Raw genomic sequence first — 25,508 nt, forward strand, 5'->3', positions numbered from 1 at the left:
GCCGAGACACCCTGAAATTCCACTCGATTAGCCTGAGTATTTCGGAATTCCCCAAACCCTTCACCACTAATCGTTACTGTGGTGCCAGGAGGACCATCGGAAGGGAACATTTCAGCATGGGCCAGGGATGAAAAAAGAAGAAAACCTAAGGCAACGCTCATGAGACTTCGAATTCGTTTCATAGGTAACAGACCTTGCTTATTGAGTCTAATAATAAATGAGGTATGAACAATGGACTTTTTCATTCAAATCAAACCGGGAAGAGAAGCCAACCCAACTTCGTGGCTACCAACACAGGGGATGGAACCAAGTCAGAGCGGTTGCCCAAAAGGACTATATCAAGCGATCTTTTCAGGCGTCAATTTAGAAGAACCGCGCAGGCAGAAAGACCGACATTCACACCCCTATCATAAGATTTTCATGAAAACTCTTCGTTCGCCATCCCCTTCAGAAACCAAATGGGTGAGAAAAAAAGGCGCACAGCAAACTTAAAATCTTTGCACCCTTTCCAAATGAATTCTCAGGTTATGGCAACCGCAAAGGAGGAAAACCTAGCTAAACAAATTCAGAAATCAAGCCATAGCAAAGGCTGAAATTTCTAATGAGGTGCTACAGGATCAGGACGGGTGATTCCTGACGAAAAGCCTAAGCGAACTTGGAATTCGTTAAACAATGAATACGTTCTAGGGACTCGCTTTCGTGGAAGACACTTGAACGATCAATTCAAGTTCAATTGGAGCATGAAGAGGTAATTCGAACGCTCCAAGGGCCAACCTGGCATGGCGCCCGGCATCTCCAAACAATTCGACCAATAGGTCAGAAGCTCCGTTAATCACCGTAGGCTGATCCACAAAACCTTCAACAGACGCTACATGCCCCGTTAGACGAACCACCTGGTTGAGACACGAAAAATCTCCCATCATCTCCTGGAGAATGGCCAAGCCATTGAGCATGGCTAGTTGCGCAGCGGCAGCCCCTTCTTTGACCGTCAATTCCCGACCTAGCTTTCCAGGTTGCTCAATTTTCCCGTCACGGAAAGGCAGCACACCACTCACAAAGATTAAATCACCTGCCTGACGAGCCGGGACATATGACCCGACTGGACGAGGGGCTCCTGGCAGCTTTAATCCTAGTCGGCTCAATGTTTCATGAATATTCATAAAATTACACAATCCCCCACTTACGATGCACGCTTACCTGTCAATCGTCGTTGATAGATGTCCACGGCTTTATTATGATCCGCTAAGGTGACAGAAAATTGATGACTCCCATCGTTCCGTGACACAAAATACACAAAGTCAGTTTGGGTCGGATAGAGCGCCGCATGAATTGCGGCCAAACCCGGGTTGGCAATGGGTCCAGGAGGAAGCCCACGTACCTTGTAGGTGTTGTAGGGACTATCCACCGACAGATCGGTCTTCCGAATATTTCCATCAAATGATTCAAGAGCGTAAATGACGGTGGGATCGCTCTGTAAGGGAATACCTCGCCGGAGACGGTTATGAAATACCCCGGAGACCAATGGTCGTTCGGCTGCCAGCCCCGTTTCCTTTTCCACCACGGAGGCTAGAGTCAACACCTCTTGAAGGGTCATGTCCATGGCCGCTGTCCGGGCTTTGAGTTCTGGAGTCAGAACATCGTGAAACCGGTTAACAAATGTTCGAATGATAGATTCTGGTGGAGTAAAACGAGAAAAATGATAGGTATCAGGAAAGAGATAGCCCTCCAGGGTTGGTGCGTGAACATTCAGACTTTGAATAAATACCGGATCACGACTTAATCGAAAAATATCCTGCTTCAGGGCAAGACGTTTTTGATCAAGGATATCCGCAATTTGTGCCACGTTATACCCTTCGGGAATAGTGATGGCATATTGATATACTTTACCTTTCACAAGCTTATTCAGTAATTCAGTTGGTTGCATTCCCGCATTCAGTTCATATTCGCCAGGAATGATATTTCGATCAACCCGCTGCACTCGCCCCAAAAAAGTGAAAAACCATCCGGATCCAATAAGGTGATGTTGATCGAGAATGTCGGAAACCTGCGTAAATGGAGTACCGGGTGGGATTTCGACGAGAACCCGCTGAGCTAGTCCACCAACGGGTTGATTCAACCACATAAAACCAACCATGACCAGAACTACACCCGATAAGAGGCTTACTATTCTCCGGCGAACAAGGATCACGTCACAACGCCCTCTTTCCTACTGCTCACGGCCGGTCCATGAGGGGGGGGGGAAATTTCAAGCACATCATTATGCTGAAGGAGTTTACTCCTCCGTCAAGGCACCTATATGTGAGGCAACATAATCATATACACTCTGCAACGCCGCATCCAACTGTTCTGGTTGATTGCCACCCGCCTGAGCCATATCCGGTCGGCCGCCTCCGGAACCCCCAACAAGTTGAGCCACATGTTGAGCCACTTTCCCCGCAGGAATTTTGTGAGTCTGCTCTTTTCCCACAATGACCAACAACGAAACCTTTCCCTCTTTGACCGACCCCAGAACCAAAAGACCGGAAGCCACTTTGTGGCGGAGCTTATCGGAGAAGGTTCGCAATTCCTGAATAGTCAGGCCATCAACCCGCTGGATAAGGATCGGCATCCCACCAATGTCCCGAATTGATGCTTCCTGACCGGTACCTTGCTGATCAAGTAATTTTTGTTTCGTACGCTCCAGTTCGCGTTCAGTATCACGAAGAGTTCCAACGAGTTTCTTGGCTTTTTCAACGACCTCATTTGGACTGGCTTTCAACACAGCGCCCAATTCTCTCCATTCGGCCTCCTGATGCTGAGTCTGAGCCACCGCCCCTTCCCCTGTAAGTGCCTCTATGCGCCGGACACCTGCCGCAATGCCTCCTTCGGACAGGAAACGAAACAGACCGACATCTCCGGTTCGAACGCAATGCGTTCCCCCGCATAATTCCTGACTAAACGAACCCATTTCCACGACCCGAACCCGCTCACCATACTTATCACCAAAGAAAGCCAGTGCTCCCCGACTCAGAGCATCCTGAATTCCCATTTCTTCAACCTTAACAGGCAGGTTTTGACGGATTTGTTCGTTCACCAGTCCTTCAATTTCTTCAATATTTCTGGTAGTCAATCCTTTGAAATGCGAAAAATCAAACCGCAATCGATTTGGGGCTACCAAAGACCCATGTTGCTTCACATGGGGACCTAAAATTTCCCGCAGGGCAGCATGAAGAAGATGAGTCGCCGTATGGTTTCGCGCCGCATTCTGCCTCGATTGACCCTGTACCGTCGCGGTGAGAACATCGCCAACGTGGACAGATCCTTCGATGACACGGCCCTTGTGGAGAAACCACCCCTTCGCCAGCTTGATGGTATCCTCAACGACGATTCTTGCCGACGGACCCACCAACACGCCTTGATCCCCGACCTGTCCACCCCCTTCAGGATAAAATGGCGTGGCATCCAAGATACACTCCACCGTCTCCCCTTGCTTAGCCTCCTGAATGACATGCTCATCCTGTACCAGAGCAAGGAGCCTCCCCCTGCCTTCCTGCTGGGCATACCCCACAAATTGCGTTAAAGGAAACTGTTCGAGAGCATTCACCAATGTGCTTCGAGAGTCCCCCTGGGTAAACCTCGCAGTTTTTCTGGCTCGATCACGTTGCGCCTCTAGTGCCTGTTGATAACCGTCATGGTCGATGGCTAGCCCTTCTTCTCTGGCAGCATCTTCCACCAAATCAAGCGGGAACCCATACGTATCATACAACTTAAAGACCGCTTCCCCCTCTAAGATTTGGCTCCCCTTTTGCTTCGCCTCCGTCAGGATTTGATTAAGAAGAGGCAATGCCTGTTCTAACGTTCCAATAAAGCGCGCTTCCTCACCCTGGACAATCTCGCAAACCGTATCTCTCATTGAACGAAGGTCCGGATAGACCGAATCCATATGATCAACTACGGAGGGCACAAGGTCATATAAAAATTCACGCTCCATACCCAATAACCGACCATGCCGCGAGGCTCGACGCATGATCCGTCGCAGGACATAGCCACGTCCCTCATTCGACGGCAACACGCCATCAGTGATTAAAAATGTCATCGCCCTCAGGTGGTCCGCAATGACTCGCATCGACCGATCAGCCGCCAAGGAAGCCCCATACTCCTGGCCAGTACCTTTCCCTATCCTTTCCAGAATTGGACGGAACACGTCGCTATCATAATTTGACGAGACTCCTTGAGTCACCGCAGCCAACCGCTCCAACCCCATTCCTGTATCAATGCTGGGCTTCGGGAGAGGATGAAGAGTACCGGCAAGATCCCGATCAAATTGCATAAACACCAAATTCCAAATTTCGAGATATCGATCACAGTCACACCCGACGGCACAGGTCGACCGCCCGCAACCGAATGCCTCTCCCTGATCAATGAGGATTTCGCTACAAGGACCACAGGGACCCGTCTCCCCCATTTGCCAAAAATTGTCCTTTTCATCAAGACGAACCAGACGACTCTCTGGAATGCCCATTCGTGTGTGCCAAAGATCATAGGCTTCCTGATCATCACGAAACACCGTCACCCACAATTGATCAACCGGCAATCCGGCAATCTGAGTGAGAAACTCCCACCCAAACGCAATCGCCTCTTCTTTAAAATAATCCCCAAAGGAAAAATTGCCCAGCATTTCAAAAAAGGTGTGATGGCGGCGGGTAAATCCCACATTTTCCAAATCATTATGCTTACCCCCGGCCCGCATACATTTTTGAATGGAGACGGCCCGGCTATACGGACGGGATTCCTCGCCCAAGAACACACCTTTAAATTGATTCATACCCGCGTTAGTAAACAAGAGAGTAGGATCTGCTTGTGGTATCAGCGGCCCGCTGGGAACCACGGTGTGCCCACGGGTCGAAAAATAGGTCACAAACGCCTGTCGAAGTTCAAGTGATGTTGCAATCATATCAATGATTTTCGGTCAAGATGAATTTGCCACTCGGCCAGATCAGTCACGATCCCCTGCTGATTTTTTTGCATTACCACTGGAAGGCGGGGATAATTCCTCTTTTTGTTGAGGCTCCATGGAGAGGCCATAGCTGTTTCGTAATTGCGTGTCGATGTCCTGGGCAATATCCGGATTACTTTTCAAAAAGGTTTTGACCGCCTCTCGGCCCTGACCCAGCCGTTCCTCCTTATATGAATACCAGGCTCCCGCTTTATCAACGATTCGACGCTCAACGCCTAAATCCACTAATTCCCCAACTTTGGAGATGCCTTCTGCAAACATGACATCAAATTCGGCTTGTTTGAAGGGTGGTGCCATTTTATTTTTGACCACTTTCACTCGTACCCGACTCCCCATCACGTCCTGACCATCTTTAATTGATTCAATCCGGCGAATATCCAACCGCACTGAAGAATAAAACTTCAACGCGTTGCCGCCGGTCGTGGTCTCAGGGCTGCCAAACATCACACCAATTTTCATACGAATCTGATTGATAAACACCACCGACGCTTGAGATTTTGAAATGGCCCCGGTTAATTTCCGCAGGGCCTGTGACATTAATCTCGCCTGAAGCCCCATATGGGAATCTCCCATCTCCCCTTCAATTTCGGCACGAGGGACCAGGGCTGCAACCGAATCAACGACAATGATATCTAACGCTCCGCTTCTAACCAGCGTTTCGGTAATTTCCAGAGCCTGTTCACCCGTATCCGGCTGGGCCACCAGTAGATCATCAGTCTGCACACCCAGTTTTTTCGCATAGGTAATATCCAAAGCATGCTCAGCATCGATAAAGGCCGCCGCCCCGCCGGCTTTCTGAGCTTCGGCAATCGCATGCAAGCACAACGTGGTTTTTCCAGACGATTCCGGCCCGAACACCTCAATGACGCGACCTCGTGGTAACCCACCGATGCCCAGCGCCATATCAAGCCCGAGAGACCCTGTCGAAATGACCGGGACATCATGAGGAACGTCGTCCGTCCCCAGCTTCATGATCGCCCCTTTGCCAAATTGCTTTTCAATTTGCGTCAGAGCTAAATCCAACGCTCGTTTTCTTCCGTCTTTTTGTGTTTCTTTTTGAGGAGTTGCGCGTTCTGCCATTAGGTGTCCTTTTGTTCAATATCCCTGATCGTGCGAAGTGGCGGCTATCTTACCCCACCCTTTCTATTAGGTAAATGCCTAACTTAGATCGAAGTATTCAATCCAGGCTCATGTAATGGGACCGTCCTCAAAGCCGTATATTCGGCCCCGAATGGACTTACATCACTACGAAAAAGTGTGATGCGGTCAACACACAGTATCCCAAGATTCTGAGATGGCTCCAGCAAGCCGGAATGAGCCAGTACCCCACCCACCTGAGAATTGTCATGTTTAATCCTGGCCAGGGTCAAATGAGGAACATAGGGCTTCTCCTCGGAGAAAAAGCCTAACGGGTCCAACGCGCTTTCGATTCCGGAAACAAGATTGAGCAAGGCAGAAATGTCCCCGGTGCATCCGATCCACAATATCCGTGGACGCCGAATTTGCGGAAAAACCCCCAGGCCCTGAATCTCTAATGTGAAAGGAGGCTGACTTGTTGCGATTGGCTCAAGGGCGGTCAAAACCTGCTCCACCATCCCAGCGTCAACATTTCCAAGAAACTTCAGCGTCAGATGAATCGAATCAGGGGGAACCCAATTGATATTTGGCAAGCTGACCCGAAGCTGATGTTGAAGATCACCCACTTTCTGGCAGAGGTCCAAGGAGAGTTCCACCGCCAGAAAAACCCTCAGCCTCTTCTGGTTAGAATAAACCTTCATCGGCGTATCGACGAATCAAATCCAAAACGGCCTGAGATGTCTTTAATGTAATTTCCGCCCGGTCCCCATGAAACTGCCAACGGCACCACCGCGGACCTCGCGGACCATCAATCGCTCCATATACCAGACCCACTGGCTTATTCAGGGTGCCTCCACCAGGACCGGCAATTCCCGTGACCCCCACCCCCACATGGACTCGGCTTCGCATTCGAATGCCTTTGGCCATTGCCAAGGCTACCTGTGAGCTCACCGCCCCATACCGCCGAAGCGTCGAAGCAGGAACCCCTACAAGTTCCTGTTTCGCTTCATTACTGTAAGACACGACTCCTCTGTCCACATACAGCGAACTTCCAGGCACGCCAGTTAGGCGATGAGCCACCAACCCTCCGGTACAGGATTCGGCGACCGCAACCGTCCAGGAAAGTCCTCGTAGGACTTCCCCGACGATTTCCTCCATGGTGCGTTCACCTTCCGCATAGAGCCATTGTCCTATACATTCACGTACCTGACGGACCAGGTCAGCCCATTCCGGGAAGAAGGGGGACCTTTCCTTCACAAAAGATTGGGAGTCGCTAAACATCCAACAACTCACGGTCACCGTCACTCCCTTGGGCGAGGCCAGGAGGCCAAACTGGATGGTTCCATTAGCCATTAATACAGGACTCAATTTCTTTTGGATCTCGGTTTCTGGCAATCCAAAAGTATGAAAGGTATGCAGCCAATAATGTCTTTTGCTCTTAAAAATCTTCCTGAGTATCGGTTGAACCTGATCAATCATCATGACTTTGGCTTCGCGAGGAACACCTGGCAACACCACAATGACCGTTTGCCCCTTGCGCATCAAAAAACCGGATGCCGTGCCCACGATATTTGCCAACATCATGGCTCCGGAAGGAAGAAACGCCTGTTTGGCCAAAATTGGTGTGACCGGTCTTCCAAATCGTCGATAGCAGGCTTTGAGATTGTCGTAAGCTCTTTTTCGTTTAATCAATGGACATCGAAGCGTCTCGGCAACAGCCTCCCGGGTACAATCATCAAGCGTTGAACCGAGCCCACCCGTCAAGACAATGACATGAGCACGTTTCAATGACCCACGAAGGGCTTCTTGAATATCACCTTTCTCGTCACTAACGGAGATCTTTTTCCGGACCTCAATTCCACACTCCGCGAGAAAATGTGCAACAAATACCGAATTGCTATCGACTCGCCCACCCAGAAGCAACTCTGAGCCCACGGCAATGATGTCAGCATAAAAGAGCTTCATGTTCAAGGGATTCAGTCAGGTCACATCAAACGGTCGTTTATTCATTCCATTGACCCTCAAGGAATGTCAGCAAAATCTAGATCAAAAGTCACTTCGCCTCCGGCTCCAGGAAAAACCTTGATGGTGGTTTGAGCCAGGGCATCAAAAGAATCATAATTAAAGAACGCCACAATCTTTACACAAAATATGGAAGGTCCTTGGCCTGGGCTGATCAGCAAAGCTCTGGCATCAAAGCGAATGCGATCAGGCTTGCTCAACGGATTTTCTTGTTTGAGCAAGAGATAACTGTCCTTGGCAAACGTCGGTGATTCCCCAAAATTCCCCATACGACTTGCAAGGCCTCTTCGTCCAGGACTCGTTGACTATCCTCTGAGGCGGGGAGTTCTCCTCGAAGAACAAAATGAATGGACCGCACCGAAATGCCATTTAATTTTGTCCTAAGAAAACCCTGGGCCGGATGAACATCACAAGATACACTGAAATGCTAATACAACATATTGGGTGGAATTCAACTTCTGATTCCCTCTTGACCATTTTAAACAGCTTCAAGAATTTTGGATTGCAAGGGATGGGAAACAATGCCCCACACCCGAGCGGAAGCTAAAATGACCAGCCCCACTTCAAAAAGTATCCAAAAACCGCCACATCTTACCGACCTACCCATAGACCCCACAGGTTGGAGAAATGATTGAAATAACAAGATTTGACTCATTGACCAGCAACTAAAAATCTTGTCCCCTCCAGGCTAAGGGTCCTATCCTGCACTTCTCCGCTTCCGAAATGATCTTAACAGCCATCACGCCAACTACGCATTGACAATATTGCGGTAGCGATGTTAAGACCTATTTTTTTAAGTGATTAAAAAAACACGGGTTTTCTTTCCAGGGGAGGTATGATTATGGCCGGTGCCGAAGAGGCTGCCAAACAACAATTTGTCAATTTTGCTTTCTATAAAGTCGACCCTTTGTGGAGACGTCTTCCGAAAGAGGAGCGAGACCAGGGCAAACAAGAATTTGTCCGAGCAGCGGAAGAATATAACGGCAAGGTCATTGTCGTGCCTTATACCACAACAGGCATACGAGGAGATTGCGACTTTCTGTTGTGGCGAATTAGCTATGACCTGGAAATGTTTCAAGAAATGAGTTCAAAACTCTTGGCTACAGGCTTGGGGCAATACCTTACCACGCCGTATTCCTATCTTTCCATGACGAAACGATCCATATACGTCGATCATCACGTGCATGAGGGCCAAGAAAGTCGAAGATTGAAAATTTCTCCTGGCCGTGCGAAATATATCTTTGTGTATCCATTTGAAAAAACCAGAGAGTGGTACCTGCTCACCAAAGCTGCCCGCCAAGGGATGATGGATGAACATATTGCTATTGGGCACAAGTACCCCTCGGTCAAACTCAATACCACCTATTCGTTTGGATTGGATGACCAAGAATTTGTGGTTGCCTTTGAAACCGACTCTCCCCAGGACTTCCTCGACCTTGTCATGGAATTACGCTCTACCGAAGGCAGCCGTTATGTCAAACGTGACATCCCGATTTTCACTTGTATTATGAAAAGTCTTAAAGAAGTTGTTGAAACCGTGGGCGGATAACTTCGCTCAATCAAGCTCGAAGCGCACTGCAGAACAGGCATTCGACACCATTCTAAGATAACTCTTTTTACAGATACCCTTCAACGGAAGGGTATCTGTATATTCTTACGATTCCAATCCATTTTCCCTAATCCAAAAGAACTAAATTAGCACCGTTCTTCAACATAAAAGTTGTGTGAAAACGCAGCATTCGATCCTTTAATGGTTCCTGACCAACACTGGCTGTTTGGGAATTCATGAGACACGTCACCGGCATTTCTCGCCTGCCTGATCCTCTCACCTCCGACATCCAACAATTTAAAAGCTTCTTGGATTTTAGAAATTATTGACTAGCCCCACAACGCCATTTTGACAGGTCTCAAAGAGGTGTGTTATCAAGAAAATCAAAGTCTAATTTTCATTTTGGGAGAGTCAGAATGGAAGGGGAAAAAGATGTTCTTTTCGTGCGCCGAGATAAAGATGGCGCAGTGACTTTATTTATTGACGAAGATTGGGCAGCAGAACGGGGGGTCGATCCGTCGCAATTAGTCAAAATTGAAATCCCCAGAGAACTCTATGCGAATGGAACGGTGCAGCAACTAAGAGAATACGCAGCCACATGTCTCGAATCTCTAGAGAATGGCTCTTCATAAAACTTACAAGGTGGAAATTACGAACTCTTGCCCTTGAGCTCATTACTTATGCCTACAACTCTACGTTTTGAACACATTGAGTCAGCCATTCAGACACTTCCAACGCAAGGCCGCACCATGCTGCAGCTTCTTTTGTTGCAGTATCTTGACCTGAGTCCTGAATCCATTGCCTATATGGTCAACGATCAACCAGATTCACGCTTCCAGGCAGGCAATCAGCCAAAAGGGAACCCGCTCTCACTTGAAGCCGAACGAAATATCACATCACGGGCGAATCAATACAGGGATTATTACCGGCAAAAACGTGAGCGCCCGGGAATGCACATAGAATTCCTGACTCAAGAATTGAAAAACATTGATAAAACCATCCAGATTGCAGAGCGGTTACTCACATCAGACTTTGAATTGACTCAGAATGCCTTGCAGGATGCTAAAACCCAAGCACCCTCGATTCTCCTTCGACAGGAATTCCGGAAATTAGAACGTGGATGGGATAATCAGGAACTGTCTCCGAAGGAGTATCAGACACAACGACTGCTCCTGGAATACCAGGCTTTATTGCGACGACGTGGGATCTTCAGGCGTCGCATGAAGTTCGCTCAAAATGATTTCATTGTTTCAGGAAATTCCCCATTGCAGGATCACGAAATTGCCCATATATGGGGAATTCCATTAGGGAGTCTAGTTGCAAGAAAGGTCAAGGCCCTTCAACATTTCCTGACTGAATTACAAAAACATCAGGACAACCTCTCAGCACCAGATGAGCCGTTGCAATCCATAAACCTCTGGAAAGAAGCCCTTGACTTCTTGTCCCAACGGCCCATTGAAAAGTCAATGGTTGAATACGATGGCTTGGGAAAAACAGAGGAGGCATTGCTTGACCAATTGCGAGCATTTATCGACGGAAGCATGTCAGAGCCTGAAGAATCCAAGTTTTGGACAAGTATCACCAAAGTGAATGACACGGAATTTTCCGGAACATGGAAATCCCAAGCCCGTTCCATTTTAGCTTTCCAACGGCTAAACGCTCTGCTCAATGATATGGATTTTTCAGATGAAGGATTGGAAGAAGGCTTACGCCTTAAAATTTATCCCCAACTCCCTGATGACCAACTGGCCCCAGAATCCGATGATAAACCTATTGAGCTTAGTGAAAAGGGTGTAGGTGTTTTGAATTATTTTGCAGGAGAACAGGACGATAAACGAAGGGGATAAATTCTGGCATGCAAGCCTGCCGCTGTATCATTTCCCGCTATGTGCCGTCAGCCCACCCCTAAAGTTGCTTTCATAACCTCATTGGCCCATTCGGTGCTGAGAAAGTACTCATGGCGTATTATATGGGGCTCGAAACGACTGGCCTCAATCTGATCCCAATCCCCTCGTTCGTAAGACATCACACAGGTTAAAATTTCGCCAAAACATCCCTGCCGATCGGTTAGAGCAAGCAGAACATCAGAAGCTAGAGGAAGGTCTGCGAGAAGTTGCTTCATTTCACAATCAAAGTAGGCATCCAATACAGAAAATAGGCCAATGGTAAAGCCTTGGCTGGCGGACTCTCCTTGTAACCGGCTCAATTCTTGACACATTCGTCCCCGGATAAGCGCAATCCGCATCAGTTCGCTTGGCTTTCCACCAGTATTAGCCAGCACAAGCAAGGAGGCCCATTGCCGCATACGTTCGGTCCCTACCATCCCCACGGCTTGTCCAATGGAATGAACCACTCGAGGAAGGCCTACAGAAGCAGAGTTCACAAAACGAAGAAGCTTAAGACTCAGCGACAGGTCATTTCCAACCAACTCCTCAAGAGCTTCCATTTTAATATCTGGATCCTGCAATTTGGCCAATAACAGCACAATCGCCATGCGATTTCCGGAAAGCTTTACTCCCTCTATAATTTGCGGTTTACAGAAAAAGTATCCTTGGAAATATTCAAATCCCTTTTCATAACACAGCGTGTACACCTCTTGATTTTCGACTTTTTCGGCAAGCAATCGAACCGGATATTGTTTCAACACATCAATTTGTTCAAAAAGCTGTTCTCTTGTTAAGGCTAAAATATCCACTTTCACAAAGTCAGTAACCTCTAATAATGCTCGATGAGAATCCCGCACGATAAAGTCATCAAGCGCGATTTTATACCCAAGTTGCCTAGCCCTGACAAGAGCTTGGATGACGAGGGGCGTCGGCTCAATGGACTCCAACACCTCGAGAACTACATTGTTCTTGGGCAGGACTTCATAATTTTGACTTAAAAAGAAATTGGCTGTTAGGTTGATGAACGCCTGACCCGTTCCAGCTATTTGGTCAATACCCATCTCTAAAAACGTATTCACCATGACCCTGGCGGTGGCCTCATCCCCGTCAATGACTTGTGCACTATTGGCCTGACCATCTCGATACAGGAGCTCATACCCAAAAACTCCTTTTTGACGATCAAAAATAGCTTGTCGCCCAACCAGAACGGAGTGCTTGATGTTTGGAGCAGCCGTTAAAGTCATAAAAACCTTCCAAGGTAAAAAATCACCAATTTTAGAGGTATCCCAACGATCACCAGGTCCTCCAACGAATAAGTAAATGAGACGCTACATTGAATCCGATACACAGCGGCAAGAAATCCAACTAAAAACTTGATCATGCCCAGAAAAAGAATTGTCCAAAGTTCTTCAGCTATGGTATAGATCTTTTCGTTCTTGGTGAAATACGGCGGTGTAGCTCAGGTGGTAGAGCAGCGGACTCATAAGCCGCGGGCCGGGGGTTCAAATCCCTCCACCGCCACCAAGTTTCTTATTCCTCTTCCACTCCCTAAATTCAAAAAATACCCGACGCTTCCCCGTTGAGAGACATTAGGCCAAAAAAGTCATCCGACATGGACGCGCTGGGTCACATTCGATGAGGAATCTACGGTTGATGCCGAATGACCACTCTCAGCCCGCCCTTCATTTAATGGAACTTCAATGAATACCGAAGTCCCCTTAGACGGTTGACTGTGAATTTTCAAACGAGCCCCTATCTTTTTTGCCCGATTGACCATATTTCCTAATCCATGTCCTTGGGCCAGGACAAGATCGACTTCAAAACCCTTCCCGTTATCTGACACCTCGATAACCGTGTCTGTAGCCGTCATCTTCGCAGACACCTGTCCTTTCTTCGCGTACGAATATTGTATGCTATTTCGAACGGCCTCTCGTACAATATGTAACAGCTGCGCACCCTGCTCACGTGACAGTTGATCCTCACAAGAGGGATCAATATTGACCAATATTGGGAATGAGGCTTCCCGACTCAAATCTTCTACAAGTGTCTTGAGTGCCACCTCGAATTTGTTTCCCAACAGAACTCCGGCCTTGAGATTTTCCAAAAACACCTGGAGCATCTCTGACATTTCCGCCACTTGTTCGATAATGCAGTTGGTGGGACGCCCTACCTCCATAGCCATTTGAATTTTTTGCAAGGCGCGGGCTATTCGTTCATAAAAATGCAGAATAATTACATTTCGCTCCTCAATGACGGCTAATAGCTCCTTATTGCGTTCAAGGAGATACAGAAAGGGAGACAACCGCACGATTCCGGCTAACAATAATCCCGCGACAACAAAACCCAGCCATGTACTCACAAAATTCAATGGAGGAGGATTCAATTCAAGGTATGGAATTGATATTCCATAGGTCTTTTGAATAGCCAGGAGTCCAACTGCCACATTTAAGAGATTCCACACCAGGGTATTTTCAGTCAAACGCACACGACGAAAGAGCAAAAAAACCGTCAACCAATGCATCAGGCAGGTTGCGAGCAATACCCAAAACAAGAATCTTTCACCATTCATCTAGTTAAGACGTCCTTCCCCCGTAATGCATGGGCATTCCTTCTTCACCTTGAAGGGGTTCACCCTCTCTCTATCGTGTTTGGTCACCCCCAATATTGTCGGGTATGGTAAAAACAGATTAAGCCAGCCAATAAAACCATTACCGGACGCATTTCATAGCCTCGCTCCTCTTGTCGGAAATTTCCCAGACCATCTTAAGAAAACCATTACCGAATCACTTTGATATAGGCTTTCTGCTTTAGTGGTGTCCTCCAGCCGGATCTCAATCTACTGAGCCTGTCGCGCTGACATTTCGTTACTCCCAGACTCCTCCCTTTGAGGTATTTACCGTTAGGGGTCGGTCAGACAGACTCCTCGCAGTATTGAGATATAGTGAGATGCGATTAGCCCTTATTTTCTTTTTAAGCCTTCTGTTCTGGTCAGTAACCATCTCGATCGAGTATGGGAATCGGACCTCCAACAGCACTTCCGCAGCCCAAGCCTGTTCAGGGGAAGTCATTGGAGAAGTCCTCCTTGATTATTTACACATCGGAAGAATTAAGGGAATAAGAGATAATGGCCACATACTTACTGTTGGCCTCACTTCCGATTGGGCTACCCTCCCCTCAGACATTCAACAAGAAACGTATGAAGCAGTGGCCTGCTATGCCAAAACGCAACAGCGAACCTTACAGGTTATTGAAACCCCATAAAAAACCCGACCAAGGACTCAGCTTAAATGAACTCAGGCAGGTGGACCGTGTGGATGCTGGAGGGACTCTCGATAATATTCACTCAGAACCTGAGCCCGTTCTTCATCCATAAGTACGAGCTGGCGTTGATCGAAAATATTGGCGCAATAGAAATAAGTCAAATGGGTTGTGGTCCCTAACTCGATATGCATTTCTCCTCTCTCACCCTCCTGAAAGGTCGACTCCTGTAGAATGTGTTTGGAGGGAAGCCTCTCGTAGATGAATTGAGCAGAGGGATGGTGATTTTCGTAACAAGGCGCGGCTTGATCTTCCTCAGCGTGAATCATGTCGCCCCAAAAGTCATGAACCAACTGTTGAAAATCGGATTCGGTTATGTGCGTAACAGTTCCAACCAATTGATGTAATAGATCCCGATCCGCCTCACCCCCAATAACCAGTCCTGTCAAACCGGAGGAATGCTCACACAAACCCCAAGCAAAGACTTCCTTCCACAATCCGAAGCGAAACAACCAGGACCCAATACTGAAGTGAACACCAGAAACGCTGTCACTCACTTGATCCATTGCCAACACCCGCCCCATCCTGTCGGCAGCAATTCCGATGCACCGATAGAGTGTTTCGCCTGGTGCCCGATACGGTTCCTCATTCCATCCAAGAGTCTCCACACCCTGGGAGAGTCGGGCAACCTCATACAGGGGACCATCGACCACCTCTTCATCCACTGACCGATAACGAAAGAAAACCGGAGAAGAGACGGGAAACAAGCCTCTGGCATTTAACGTCCGTTGAAAGAAAATCCGTCGACCAAGATTCCATGTTTTCTCAAAAAGGATTATTCGACCCATTGGCCCTAATACCCCCAACAAGACATCTAAACGTCCCTGTAACCCCGTCAGGACTTCCATCTGCTCCTGTCGTTGAAGGTCGCCGGCACGTTGAAAGGTTTTCCAGGTTCGGCTAGGAAGCCCGGGCTCCCGTTCCGTCTGAAACAACGCATGCGTCGAAAGAATTAGATCGTAGGTTCCGGAAATCTGCTGTGGTGGGACATGGGAGATCTCGAAGCGAACATTTCTGATTTGTCGTTTTTCTGCCTCAAGACAAGCCATTTCAACTGATCGAGACGATCGATCGATCCCCACAAATTCAACGTCAGGATGCTGTAGAGCAAAAAATATGGTCAGAATGCCAACCCCACAACCAAAGTCCAAAACCTGTTGAGCCGGTGCAATCCGGCGACACACAGCGGTTCCAATCGTCAAACAATATTGAAACCGTTGGGAATACAGAATGGGGATAAGATCCCGACGTGCCAATTCATCATAAAACTCAATGTCGCTTTTTCCGTCCTCACCACCGTATCGGTGCTCAATCAATCGTTGAAAATTGCGCAATTCCTCTTTGGAAAGGGTCTCTCGTTGCCATTTATAGTATGACGCCTCATCACGAAATTCTCGCAATCCCCATGACTGCAAATACGGGTAAAGTTCCGAATGGTATTCAGAACTTTCTTCCATTTCATATCCCATAATGAACCAGAGTTAGAAGTTTCCTCAAAGGAAAATTGAATACCGGAAATGATGGCAGACAGAAGGAACAGAGGAAAACAATCAAAGCAAAAAACGGGATTTGACTAACGAAGGCATGGGATTATGCACAGCCGACACACAGATACCGGCCATGCATGTTTCATTAAAAAGCCGACTAGAACTTGGCAGATAACATCATTGCATCCTGGTAGGCCTGAGGTACCGGGTGTGGCTGTTGGAGCTGTCCAGTTCCCAAAACCATATATTTTTCATTCGTGAGCTTCGAGAGAATAAGAGGACCTCGCCCATGCATTCGAGTGCTATTACTTCCAATGTCTGGACCAAGACCGAATTGAGGTCCTCCATGAAGGCGGGTCGAAGCATTCACCATAACGGCGCTCGAATCAATCTCTCGGACAAAGCGCATGGCCAGATGATAATCCCGGGTCACAATAGTATCCGTATGCCCTGGAGCATAGGTCCCAATATGATCGATAGCTTCTTGACTATCTTTCACCACTTTAATGTTCATGGTTAAGGATTGATATTTTTTCCCCCAGTCAGTTTCCTCCGCCACTTTAATCCCTAAATGCCCGCTCATTTCCAAAACACCCAACATGGAAACCGTTTTAGGACAGCCATGCAAGGTCACCCGAAATTCCTGAAGAAGTCTTCGTGTTAACCCTGGCAATAAATGCCGAGAAACGCCCTGATGTACCAGGAGGGTATCCATGGCATTCGCTTCGGATGGGGATTGAAGTTTGGCATTTACTGCGATTGTTTGGGCTAGGGGAATATCGACATCCTGATCCACATACACATGACACAGACCTCCCTCAAAGCCAATGACCGGAACTCTGGACTGCTCCAAGATCCCATTTCGTAAACCAGCACTCCCTCGGGTAATCACTGCTTGGACATATTGAGGATATCGCACCATTTCCAGGGCCGCCTCCGGGGAACTCCGGTCGAGAAACGTTAACCCCCCTACGGGGACCCCCTTGGACACCGCAGCCTCCTGGAGATAGTGAACAATTGCGCCATTGGTATGAAACCACTCGGTTCCCCCACGAAAGACACAGACATTATTGGTCTTCATGCACATCCCAAACGACTCAGCCGTCACCAGAGGACCCATATCCGACACCACAGCGACAATACCAAGGGGAGAACGGACCGTATGAACCTGCATTCCATCTGCAGTCAGCCAGGCATGACTCACCTCTCCGATTGGATCAGGAAGAACCTGCAAATCTAACAGCCGTTGCTGCATGAGGTGAATCGTGTCTTTTGAGATTCGAATCCGTTCTGAGGCCTCACGATGGACTTGTTGATCAGTTTCCTTGGAAATACCAGCCAGATCTTTAGCATTGGCCTCTAAAATTTCCTGAGTATGATCCACTAAACTCTCGGCCATCGCCAGTAAGGCCTGATTTTTCGCACTGGGAGATATGCACGCCATGGGACGAGCAGCTTCCTTCGCTCCCTTCAGAAGCGCTTGCACATAAAGTTTCAGAGGTACTTCAACCATCCTTCGCACTCCTTCGTCATGAAATATTTTGAAAGCCGGAGTGACTATAGCCATGAAGACTCATAGAGTCAAAAATGGCATTGATTCAAAAAGATTTTTTACATAGCTTTCATTTTATTCTATGATGACACCCGAGGGTTAAGCTCCCGTCACATACCCATTAAAAGATAATCGGGGTTGAATTAGAATTTCCACCTATGCTACCCTCGATTGGTTTAATGGAAAATTATTAAGCATCAATTAAATTGCATGAATGTCCCTTCACTTGGAACAGCCCGCCTGATAAGACAATCAGCCTTTATTGTCTCCTGCCGGTCCCATTTGAGCCAAATTACTGTTTTGTATTTCGTTAAAAAATCCACGGTTTTGTGTTAATCAGTATATCTCTGAAAGGGGGTGGGAAGGTCCGTTATGGTCACGATTAAATCGTTATTAGAAGCTGGAGTTCACTTCGGGCATCAAACAAATCGGTGGAACCCGAAGATGAAACGCTATATCTTTGGGGAAAAAAACGGCATTTATATTATTGACCTCCAAATTTCCCTACAATGCTTCCAAAAAGCCTACGAATTTACCCGAGATACGGTGGCTGCCGGGGAATCCGTCCTATTCGTGGGAACGAAGCGGCAAGCCATGGGTATTGTGGAGGAAGAAGCCAATCGTTGTGGAATGTTTTTTGTCAACCAGCGATGGTTGGGTGGCATGTTGACGAATTTCCAGACACTCCGTCGCAGCATCAACCAACTTAAAAAACTCGAAGCAGCAGAAACCGATGGCACATACGAACGACTTAAGAAAAAAGAGATCGTTCGCATGAAAAAAGAGCAAGCCAAACTGGAAAAATATTTGAGTGGCATCAAAGGCATGAACGATATCCCTGGGTGTATTTACATATTAGACACCCGTATCCAGCATATTACGGTCAAGGAAGCCAATCGTCTTGGCATTCCGGTTATTGCCCTCGTGGACACCAACTGTGACCCAGAAGGAGTGGACTTTCCTATCCCTGGGAATGACGATGCCATTCGATCCCTCAAATTATTTACAGGACAAATCGCCGACGCTTGCATCGAAGGTACTGAAATTCGCCGGAAGCGGCAGGAGTCAGTCGCAAATGGCGAGGGGTTCCTTCCAGACAACCCGGAACAAGGTCATCCATCCGTTGTGGTAAACAAGAATACCCAACCTGTCTAAGGATCCCGGGTTCATCCAATTGAACTGAAATTTATAATACTCAGTAGGAGAGCATGCATATGTCTAGTTTGAGTGCCCTGGTGAAGGAGTTGCGAGGCAAAACAGGGGCAGGAATCCTTGATTGTCAAAAAGCCCTTCAAGACACAGAAAATAATGTTGAAAAAGCCATCGATCTGTTGCGCCAAAAAGGGTTGGCTGCTGCACAAAAAAAAGCAGGACGAGAAACCAAAGAGGGTATTATCTCCTCGTATATTCATTCGGGGTCAAAAATTGGAGTCCTGATCGAAGTCAATTGTGAAACCGACTTTGTTGCACGCAATGAAGAATTTCAAGCTTTCGTCAAAGAGGTGGCCTTACAAGTCGCTGCCTCCCATCCTTTGTATGTTAAACGTGAAGACGTTCCGGCTGATTTGATCGAACGGGAAAGAAATATTTTTCTCGCGCAGATGAAGGAATCGGGAAAACCCGAAGGGACGTGGGAAAAAATCATCAAAGGGAAATTGGAAAAATATTACCAGGAACAGTGCCTCTTGGAACAAGGCTTCATTAAGGATCCCAGCATCAGCATCCAAGATCTCCTTTCGCAGAAAATCGCAAAGTTAGGGGAAAATCTCACGATCAGTCGCTTTACGCGCTACCAACTCGGCCAGGACTAATGTCGCTCAAATATCGCCGGGTTCTCTTAAAGATCAGTGGAGAAATGCTTGCTGGTGAGCAAACCTACGGCATTCAGCCTTCCGTTTTACATAATCTCGCAGACGAAATTGCCGACGTCCTGACCCTCAAGGTGGAAATCGCCATTGTAATTGGAGGTGGCAACATTTTCAGAGGGCTCGCTGCCAGTGCCTCTGGCATGGAACGGGCTTCGGCCGATTACATGGGCATGCTCGCCACCATGTTGAATGCTCTGGCTTTGCAAAATGCGTTAGAGAAAAAAGACGTCCCCACCAGGGTCTTATCCGCAATTGAAATGCGCCAGTTAGCCGAAAGTTACATTCGTCGTCGGGCAATTCGGCATTTGGAAAAAAAACGTGTGGTGATTTTTGCTGCAGGCACCGGCAATCCATACTTTACTACCGACACAGCTGCCGCGCTCAGAGCCATGGAAATTGGTGCAGATGTGATCATGAAAGGCACGAAGGTTGATGGGATCTACGACGCGGACCCTATGACGACACCAACGGCAAAACGCTTTACGGAATTACCATTTTTATCGGTACTCAATAAAAGCCTGAAAGTCATGGATGCGACAGCCATTACGCTGTGCATGGATAACGATCTGCCTATTATTGTCTTCGATCTGACTTCCCCAGGAAACATCAGAAAAATACTTGAGGGAGAATCGATCGGCACCATTGTCTCCAAAAATGCGCTTGTCACTTAACGTGGAGAATGACCATGAACGATCAAACCATTCTCAAAACCACGCAGCGAATGGAGGGAGCTATCGAGCACCTCAAGAGAGAATTCATGTCTCTCCGAACCGGTCGCGCTTCCTTAGGACTACTCGATCATATCACCGTTGATTATTACGGGACGCCAACTCCCCTCAAGCAAGTTGCCAACCTCGCGATCCCTGAAAGCCGAATGATCACCATTCAACCATGGGATACCTCCCAAATCCGAGAAATTGAACGTGCCATCATTAGTTCAGAACTTGGTCTCACTCCATCCAATGACGGAAAACTCATTCGGCTCCCCATTCCCCCACTAAGCGAAGAACGACGGAAAGATTTAGTCAAACTCAGTAAAAAATATGGGGAAGAGACCAAAGTACAGATACGTGGATTTCGTCGTGAAGGCAATGATGAACTCAAACATCTTCACAAAGAAAGTTCACTGACAGAGGACGCCAAGGACCGGCTCGAAACCGAGATCCAAAAACTCACAGACAAATTCATACAGACCGTCGATGACCTCACCAAGAAAAAGGAGGAGGAAATACTCGCGATCTAAGGAATATTTGTGATACCGATCAGGCCATCTTCCTCTCCCGACCTTCCACACCTTCCGCCTCCGATCACCGTTTCTATTCGTCTTGATGCGCTAACCAGGAATTTCCAACAAATCCGGCAATCGATCGCTTCGTCGACAAAAATCCTGGCCGTCATTAAAGCCGACGCCTATGGCCATGGGACAATCCCTGTAGCTCAAACACTAGAACACCTGGGAATCTTTGGATTTGGCGTGGCATCGGTCATGGAAGGAATAGTGCTTCGAGAACACCATATCAACTGCCCCATTCTGGTTATGGGGCCCCTGCTACCTGAACATCTTAGCGAAATTATTCGGTATCAGCTTACACCGGTGATTTCACGTGCCGAAATCGTTCAACAACTTCTGGAGCGACTTTCTCCTCAGACCACCCCATTCCCCATTCATCTCAAAGTCGATACCGGATTACACCGACTTGGCTTCGAAACTGATCAAGCCCTCTCTCTACTCACCGGACTATCACTCTCAAATCCTCTCATTGAAATAGAGGGCTTCTTAAGCCATTTTGCCGATGCCGACAATCAGGACCACACCTTAACCAACCTGCAAATCAAAAAGTTTTTGGCCTTTATCAACCAAGCGAAGCAATTGGGAGTCCAACCACCCATTGTTCATTTGGCCAATAGCGCAGGAATCCTGTTTCATCCAACCGCCCACTTGGGAATGGTCAGACCTGGATTAATGTTATATGGATACGCACCCCGACAGGAAAATTCTCCACAGTCCCTCACACTTGAACCGGTGATGCAAGCCACCACATACGTGGCCCATCTCCGCTCTCTTCAGCCCGGTGAAATTGTGGGATATAATGCCCTGTTCCGCACACGGAGGCTATCGCAAATCGCCGTCCTGCCGGTAGGCTATACCCACGGATTTCCCCGCCATCTCACCGGCGTCGGGCATGTCCTCCTCAAAGGAGAACCGGCCCCCATTATTGGGAAAATTTGCATGGATATGATGATGGTAGATGTCACGGACATCCCCCATCCAACTGTTGGAGACGAGGTCATGCTATTGGGAAAACAGGGAACGCGGGAAATAACAGCAGAAGATCATGCCGGATGGTTAAAAACGATTCCCTATGAAGTTCTGTGCGGAATCGGGGGGAAGGCGAACCGTATCTACCTTCCCCACATACCTCACCCTTCTTCGTCACCTACACCACAACCGTCATCCCAAAAAAATCCTGGAATGACCTAGTTAGCCGACGGATTCATTCACAACACGGCCACACTAACTCAGACAAAGGGTTTTAGCATGTTAGGTTTTCAGCTTACGCTTTAAATGTTTCTCGACACTCGCCACCTTGCCAGCCAACCGGCCTTTCTTCCCACGCCGATAATCAACCTTAATCACACAAGAAATCCGAGGACAATCCTTTTTCATTCTGGTATAGCATTCCTTCACGACTCGAAACACGTCATCCCACTCGCCTTCCAACACGGTTCCCATGGGATTGAGGCGATAGTCCACCCCGCTTTTATCAATCAGGTCTAGTGACCGGGACACATACTTTCCGACACTTTCGCCTTTACCAAGAGGCGACATGCTAAATTCCAAGAGCACCATTACCCACCTTCCTTTCCAACGGGTTCCACCTGCTCCTCACTGGACAACTTCCAACTATTGGGATACTCCAATTCCCCGGTCAATTGAAACCCATTGACCGCTTCCGCTAAGCGCTCTCGGCGCCGAAGATCGCTCACTTCCGTATTCTTCAGCTCTTCACGAAGGACGCCCAACCAATCCAGGAACTGGTCGAATTCTTCATCAAACAGCAATTCAAAATTTTGACGAAGCATCTTTGCCAGAGCTGGAGCGGTCCCACTCGTACTAATCGCTATTCGAAGATTCCCTCGCTTGACCAGCGCAGGCATGATAATCGTCGAATATTCAGGCAAATCCATCGACCAAACCAGACATCGTTCGGTTTTCGCCAGCTCAAACAAGGACTTGGCCAAATCCAGATCATTCTTCAACACATTCATAATCAGCACAACCCCTTGAGCATCACCGGATCGAAAAGTCCGTCCCCGGTGGATAATCTTCCCTGAGGCGGTCAGCTTCCGCAAATCGACATGAAGGGTAGGATTGACCACCGTAATTTTTGCTCCGGCATCCAACAAGCGATGCACTTTTTCAACCGCCTCTTCATCACCACCAATCACCATACACTGGCGACCATCCAAATCAACTGTTACTTGAAACCCTGCATTCTTCGTCATGAGTATCCTCCTTTAGAACCCGACACATCTTACCCAACATGCACCACAGGGGGAAAGGGTAAAATCCCCAATCCCATGGCCCACAACATTGCATAGGTCACAGGCACCAAAACGGACGGAGAAGAATACGGGAGAACAGGTCAGAGCTGCGAGACGGAAGCCCTATTCAGGGGTGTTGAGGAACAGACAGGATAAATCAGGCAGGGTTTATTCGACCGGATGCTGGAGACTTTCCGAACTTTGAATACCGAGAGATTCATAGATTTTCAAGGTCGCCTTCGATTTATTCAAGGTATAAAAATGAATACCCTTCACTTTATGATCAATCAGATCCACCACCTGTTCGGTCGCCCAATGAATGCCCACCCCTTCCGCGTATCCATCATTTTCAGCTCGATGCATCGCCCGTAAAAGCTTCGCAGGAATACGGGCACCAAGCGCCAGCTCAGACATGCGAGCCATGCCCTTTCTGGACACAATCGGCATAATGCCCGCGATGATCGGCACTTTAATGCCCACAACCTCGCAACGTTCACAAAAATCAAAAAAGTCCCGATTATCAAAAAACAATTGGGTACAGATATAATCCGCTCCCGCATCGACTTTCCGCTTCAGATTGTCCATTTCCTGTAACCGGTTGGGCGTACCGGGATGTCCTTCGGGAAATCCTGCCACTCCCACGCCCATTTCAGGAAATTGCTGCTTAATAAACCACACCAGATCAGACGCAAACTGAAAGCCATCCTCAGGAATCTGCACATCAGTGCATCCCTTGGGAGGATCTCCCCGCAAGGCCATAATATTATGAATACCGCTGGCCTGGTATTTCGAGAGAATCTGATGAATTTCCTGACGGCCCGAGCCCACACAGGTTAAATGCGACACAATCGTCAAATCGGTTTCCCGTTTCAGCTTCACGACTAAATCATGCGTGCGTTCCCTGGTAGACCCGCCAGCCCCATAGGTCACACTGACATACGCAGGCTTTAACGGCATGAGGGCCGAAATCGCTTCAAACAGTTCTTGAAACGTCCGTTCCGTTTTTGGCGGGAAAAACTCGAAACTGATCGCAGGATTATGCGTCCGCAACACCTCAGAAATATGCATGGCCCTACCTTAAATCGCTCACCCACATTTGTCTAGTCTCTATCAGAGTTCAGCCTTGGCATAAAAAGCAGCAAGAGGCCTCACACACCAACGAACGAGAATTGCGCCCATAAGACCTGTCAAAATCAGAACGGTCAGAAGATGAAACACCGTCACATTCCCAATCGCAATGGGAATCCCCTGTGCCTCTAGAGTCCTCAAAAACATGACGTACCGGATCATCCCCATCAGCACCAGGGTGATCACCGTACAAATGATTCCGCCCCAAACAAGACCTTTGACATGTGGCACCATAAATGACGCATTTAACAACACCATGGCCACCAGGGCTGCCATCACGCCGACGAAGAAGAATGCAGAAGCCAAGCCGGTGCCATCAATCAGACCACCCCTCGGCACCTCACCCAAAACGAGAAACAACCAGGGACCGATAAACATTTGCGGCACCAGCCCGGCTAACATCCAACCAACCCCGTATCGAACCTGCTCATCAGAAGGGACGAAACGTGAACGAGAGGTGGAGTCAGATGCACCCCAGGCGCTTGACCATCCGAGCAGTCCCAGTAGCGTCACCACCAATCCCCCTGCAGCCAAACTGGCAAAAAGCAGATGCAGGATCTTAGGAAACACGCGGGTCCAATCCACGGTCGACAATCCGAGTACAAACCATCCTCCAGCCACATGCCCTTCATGCGCCATGGCATCCCATCGGGCCAACCACAGGATACCCGCTCCAAAGAACAGAACGCCGGCACAACCCAGCCAGACAAACCCCGAAAGCTTTCCGGGATCATTTATCTGCCGGCTTTTCCAAAGGCAGGCTCCGCCCAACACAAAACCCAACATTTCCTCATAGCCCCACGGCCCCACGGCAATATGGGATTCAGGCAGAGGGTAACCAAGGATGGCCGGCACAAGAAGACCGACAACTCCGGACATCACCAACAGACCGACTGTCAGTCGAACGACCAAGGGGTTGAGGACCTCCCGCAGCCCTCTTTGATAGGAATCGCCTTGCCACCGACCCATCAAGTCCGTCATTAGCAACAAAAGCGTCAACCCTAACGGCAACACCATCCGCCACACATCCAACACCGCAAACAGAAGAAACCCGTCAACCATATCCGCTCTCTTTCCTT

General features: G+C 48.2%; 25 protein-coding genes and 1 tRNA gene. 10 read left to right on the forward strand and 16 right to left on the reverse strand.

The window, feature by feature from the left end; translation table 11 throughout:
* The 8 genes from AAH187_RS11395 to AAH187_RS11430 all read right to left on the reverse strand — a co-directional run.
* Window positions 1-182 (reverse strand): hypothetical protein (locus AAH187_RS11395; protein WP_342348581.1); only part of this gene is annotated, 182 nt, incomplete at its 3' end.
* A 501-nt stretch (window positions 183-683) separates the two neighbouring features.
* A complete protein-coding gene (locus AAH187_RS11400) occupies window positions 684-1,160 on the reverse strand; it encodes a RidA family protein (protein ID WP_342348582.1) in 477 nt (158 codons plus the stop codon).
* Window positions 1,161-1,180: 20 nt separating this feature from the next.
* Window positions 1,181-2,188, reverse strand: coding sequence for an endolytic transglycosylase MltG (gene mltG, locus AAH187_RS11405; RefSeq protein ID WP_342348583.1), 1,008 nt, complete (start codon window positions 2,186-2,188; stop codon window positions 1,181-1,183).
* A gap of 84 nt (window positions 2,189-2,272) precedes the next feature.
* Entirely contained in the window at window positions 2,273-4,933 is a 2,661-nt protein-coding gene (gene alaS, locus AAH187_RS11410) for an alanine--tRNA ligase (RefSeq protein WP_342348584.1), read from the reverse strand.
* A gap of 42 nt (window positions 4,934-4,975) precedes the next feature.
* Window positions 4,976-6,076, reverse strand: coding sequence for a recombinase RecA (gene recA, locus AAH187_RS11415; protein ID WP_342348585.1), 1,101 nt, complete (start codon window positions 6,074-6,076; stop codon window positions 4,976-4,978).
* Window positions 6,077-6,159: 83 nt separating this feature from the next.
* On the reverse strand, window positions 6,160-6,774 hold the full coding sequence (thpR, locus tag AAH187_RS11420; RefSeq protein ID WP_342348586.1) for an RNA 2',3'-cyclic phosphodiesterase: 615 nt from the start codon (window positions 6,772-6,774) through the stop codon (window positions 6,160-6,162).
* Window positions 6,758-8,038 (reverse strand): CinA family nicotinamide mononucleotide deamidase-related protein, encoded by a 1,281-nt coding sequence (locus tag AAH187_RS11425; protein ID WP_342348587.1) that lies wholly within the window; start codon window positions 8,036-8,038, stop codon window positions 6,758-6,760. Before AAH187_RS11425 ends, thpR begins: the two co-directional genes overlap by 17 nt.
* 56 nt (window positions 8,039-8,094) lie before the next feature.
* Entirely contained in the window at window positions 8,095-8,364 is a 270-nt protein-coding gene (locus AAH187_RS11430; protein WP_342348588.1) for a hypothetical protein, read from the reverse strand.
* Window positions 8,365-8,936: 572 nt separating this feature from the next.
* Here AAH187_RS11430 and AAH187_RS11435 point away from each other — a divergent pair.
* From AAH187_RS11435 to AAH187_RS11445, 3 genes are all read left to right on the forward strand, one after another.
* Window positions 8,937-9,644: a chlorite dismutase family protein gene (locus AAH187_RS11435; protein WP_342348589.1), complete on the forward strand. Its 708-nt coding sequence runs from the start codon at window positions 8,937-8,939 to the stop codon at window positions 9,642-9,644.
* Between the two features lie 416 nt (window positions 9,645-10,060).
* Complete coding sequence (locus AAH187_RS11440; protein ID WP_342348590.1) at window positions 10,061-10,276, forward strand: hypothetical protein; 216 nt, start codon at window positions 10,061-10,063, stop codon at window positions 10,274-10,276.
* Between the two features lie 48 nt (window positions 10,277-10,324).
* Entirely contained in the window at window positions 10,325-11,491 is a 1,167-nt protein-coding gene (locus tag AAH187_RS11445) for a hypothetical protein (protein ID WP_342348591.1), read from the forward strand.
* A 47-nt stretch (window positions 11,492-11,538) separates the two neighbouring features.
* Here AAH187_RS11445 and AAH187_RS11450 read toward each other — a convergent pair whose 3' ends face one another.
* On the reverse strand, window positions 11,539-12,774 hold the full coding sequence (locus AAH187_RS11450) for an HDOD domain-containing protein (RefSeq protein WP_342348592.1): 1,236 nt from the start codon (window positions 12,772-12,774) through the stop codon (window positions 11,539-11,541).
* Between the two features lie 204 nt (window positions 12,775-12,978).
* Between AAH187_RS11450 and AAH187_RS11455 the strand changes: the two genes are divergently transcribed.
* Window positions 12,979-13,054: transfer RNA gene (locus tag AAH187_RS11455), tRNA-Met, on the forward strand.
* Between the two features lie 79 nt (window positions 13,055-13,133).
* On the opposite strand, the gene AAH187_RS11460 is transcribed toward AAH187_RS11455, so the two are convergent.
* The gene (locus AAH187_RS11460) at window positions 13,134-14,099 is read right to left on the reverse strand and encodes an ATP-binding protein (protein WP_342348593.1); all 966 of its coding nucleotides are present in this window, start codon (window positions 14,097-14,099) and stop codon (window positions 13,134-13,136) included.
* Window positions 14,100-14,476: 377 nt separating this feature from the next.
* Between AAH187_RS11460 and AAH187_RS11465 the strand changes: the two genes are divergently transcribed.
* The gene (locus AAH187_RS11465; RefSeq protein ID WP_342348594.1) at window positions 14,477-14,791 is read left to right on the forward strand and encodes a hypothetical protein; all 315 of its coding nucleotides are present in this window, start codon (window positions 14,477-14,479) and stop codon (window positions 14,789-14,791) included.
* Window positions 14,792-14,823: 32 nt separating this feature from the next.
* Here the strand turns inward: AAH187_RS11465 and AAH187_RS11470 are convergent, their stop codons facing one another.
* Together AAH187_RS11470 and AAH187_RS11475 are read right to left on the reverse strand one after the other, a co-directional pair.
* Window positions 14,824-16,305, reverse strand: a complete 1,482-nt coding sequence (locus AAH187_RS11470) for a methyltransferase domain-containing protein (RefSeq protein ID WP_342348595.1) — start codon at window positions 16,303-16,305, stop codon at window positions 14,824-14,826.
* Between the two features lie 187 nt (window positions 16,306-16,492).
* Window positions 16,493-17,848, reverse strand: a complete 1,356-nt coding sequence (locus tag AAH187_RS11475) for a glutamate-5-semialdehyde dehydrogenase (protein WP_342348596.1) — start codon at window positions 17,846-17,848, stop codon at window positions 16,493-16,495.
* A gap of 411 nt (window positions 17,849-18,259) precedes the next feature.
* Here AAH187_RS11475 and rpsB point away from each other — a divergent pair, with 411 nt between their 5' ends.
* The 5 genes from rpsB to alr are packed head-to-tail and all read left to right on the forward strand — an operon-like array spanning window position 18,260 to window position 22,237.
* Window positions 18,260-19,042, forward strand: a complete 783-nt coding sequence (gene rpsB, locus AAH187_RS11480; protein ID WP_342348597.1) for a 30S ribosomal protein S2 — start codon at window positions 18,260-18,262, stop codon at window positions 19,040-19,042.
* A gap of 59 nt (window positions 19,043-19,101) precedes the next feature.
* Entirely contained in the window at window positions 19,102-19,698 is a 597-nt protein-coding gene (gene tsf, locus AAH187_RS11485) for a translation elongation factor Ts (RefSeq protein WP_342348598.1), read from the forward strand.
* Window positions 19,698-20,426, forward strand: coding sequence for a UMP kinase (gene pyrH, locus AAH187_RS11490; RefSeq protein ID WP_342348599.1), 729 nt, complete (start codon window positions 19,698-19,700; stop codon window positions 20,424-20,426). Before tsf ends, pyrH begins: the two co-directional genes overlap by 1 nt.
* A gap of 14 nt (window positions 20,427-20,440) precedes the next feature.
* Window positions 20,441-20,998 (forward strand): ribosome recycling factor, encoded by a 558-nt coding sequence (gene frr, locus AAH187_RS11495; RefSeq protein WP_342348600.1) that lies wholly within the window; start codon window positions 20,441-20,443, stop codon window positions 20,996-20,998.
* 9 nt (window positions 20,999-21,007) lie between these two features.
* A complete protein-coding gene (gene alr / locus AAH187_RS11500) occupies window positions 21,008-22,237 on the forward strand; it encodes an alanine racemase (RefSeq protein WP_342348601.1) in 1,230 nt (409 codons plus the stop codon).
* Between the two features lie 60 nt (window positions 22,238-22,297).
* On the opposite strand, the gene AAH187_RS11505 is transcribed toward alr, so the two are convergent.
* From AAH187_RS11505 to AAH187_RS11520, 4 genes are all read right to left on the reverse strand, one after another.
* Window positions 22,298-22,606, reverse strand: a complete 309-nt coding sequence (locus AAH187_RS11505) for an MTH1187 family thiamine-binding protein (protein ID WP_342348602.1) — start codon at window positions 22,604-22,606, stop codon at window positions 22,298-22,300.
* Window positions 22,606-23,262: a bifunctional precorrin-2 dehydrogenase/sirohydrochlorin ferrochelatase gene (locus tag AAH187_RS11510; RefSeq protein WP_342348603.1), complete on the reverse strand. Its 657-nt coding sequence runs from the start codon at window positions 23,260-23,262 to the stop codon at window positions 22,606-22,608. Before AAH187_RS11510 ends, AAH187_RS11505 begins: the two co-directional genes overlap by 1 nt.
* Window positions 23,263-23,469: 207 nt before the next feature.
* Window positions 23,470-24,369: a methylenetetrahydrofolate reductase [NAD(P)H] gene (metF, locus tag AAH187_RS11515; protein ID WP_342348604.1), complete on the reverse strand. Its 900-nt coding sequence runs from the start codon at window positions 24,367-24,369 to the stop codon at window positions 23,470-23,472.
* A 42-nt stretch (window positions 24,370-24,411) separates the two neighbouring features.
* Window positions 24,412-25,508 (reverse strand): hypothetical protein (locus AAH187_RS11520; protein WP_342348605.1); only part of this gene is annotated, 1,097 nt, incomplete at its 5' end.

This window comes from uncultured Nitrospira sp. (genome assembly GCA_902500695.1).
Classification (GTDB): Bacteria; Nitrospirota; Nitrospiria; order Nitrospirales; family UBA8639; genus Nitrospira_E.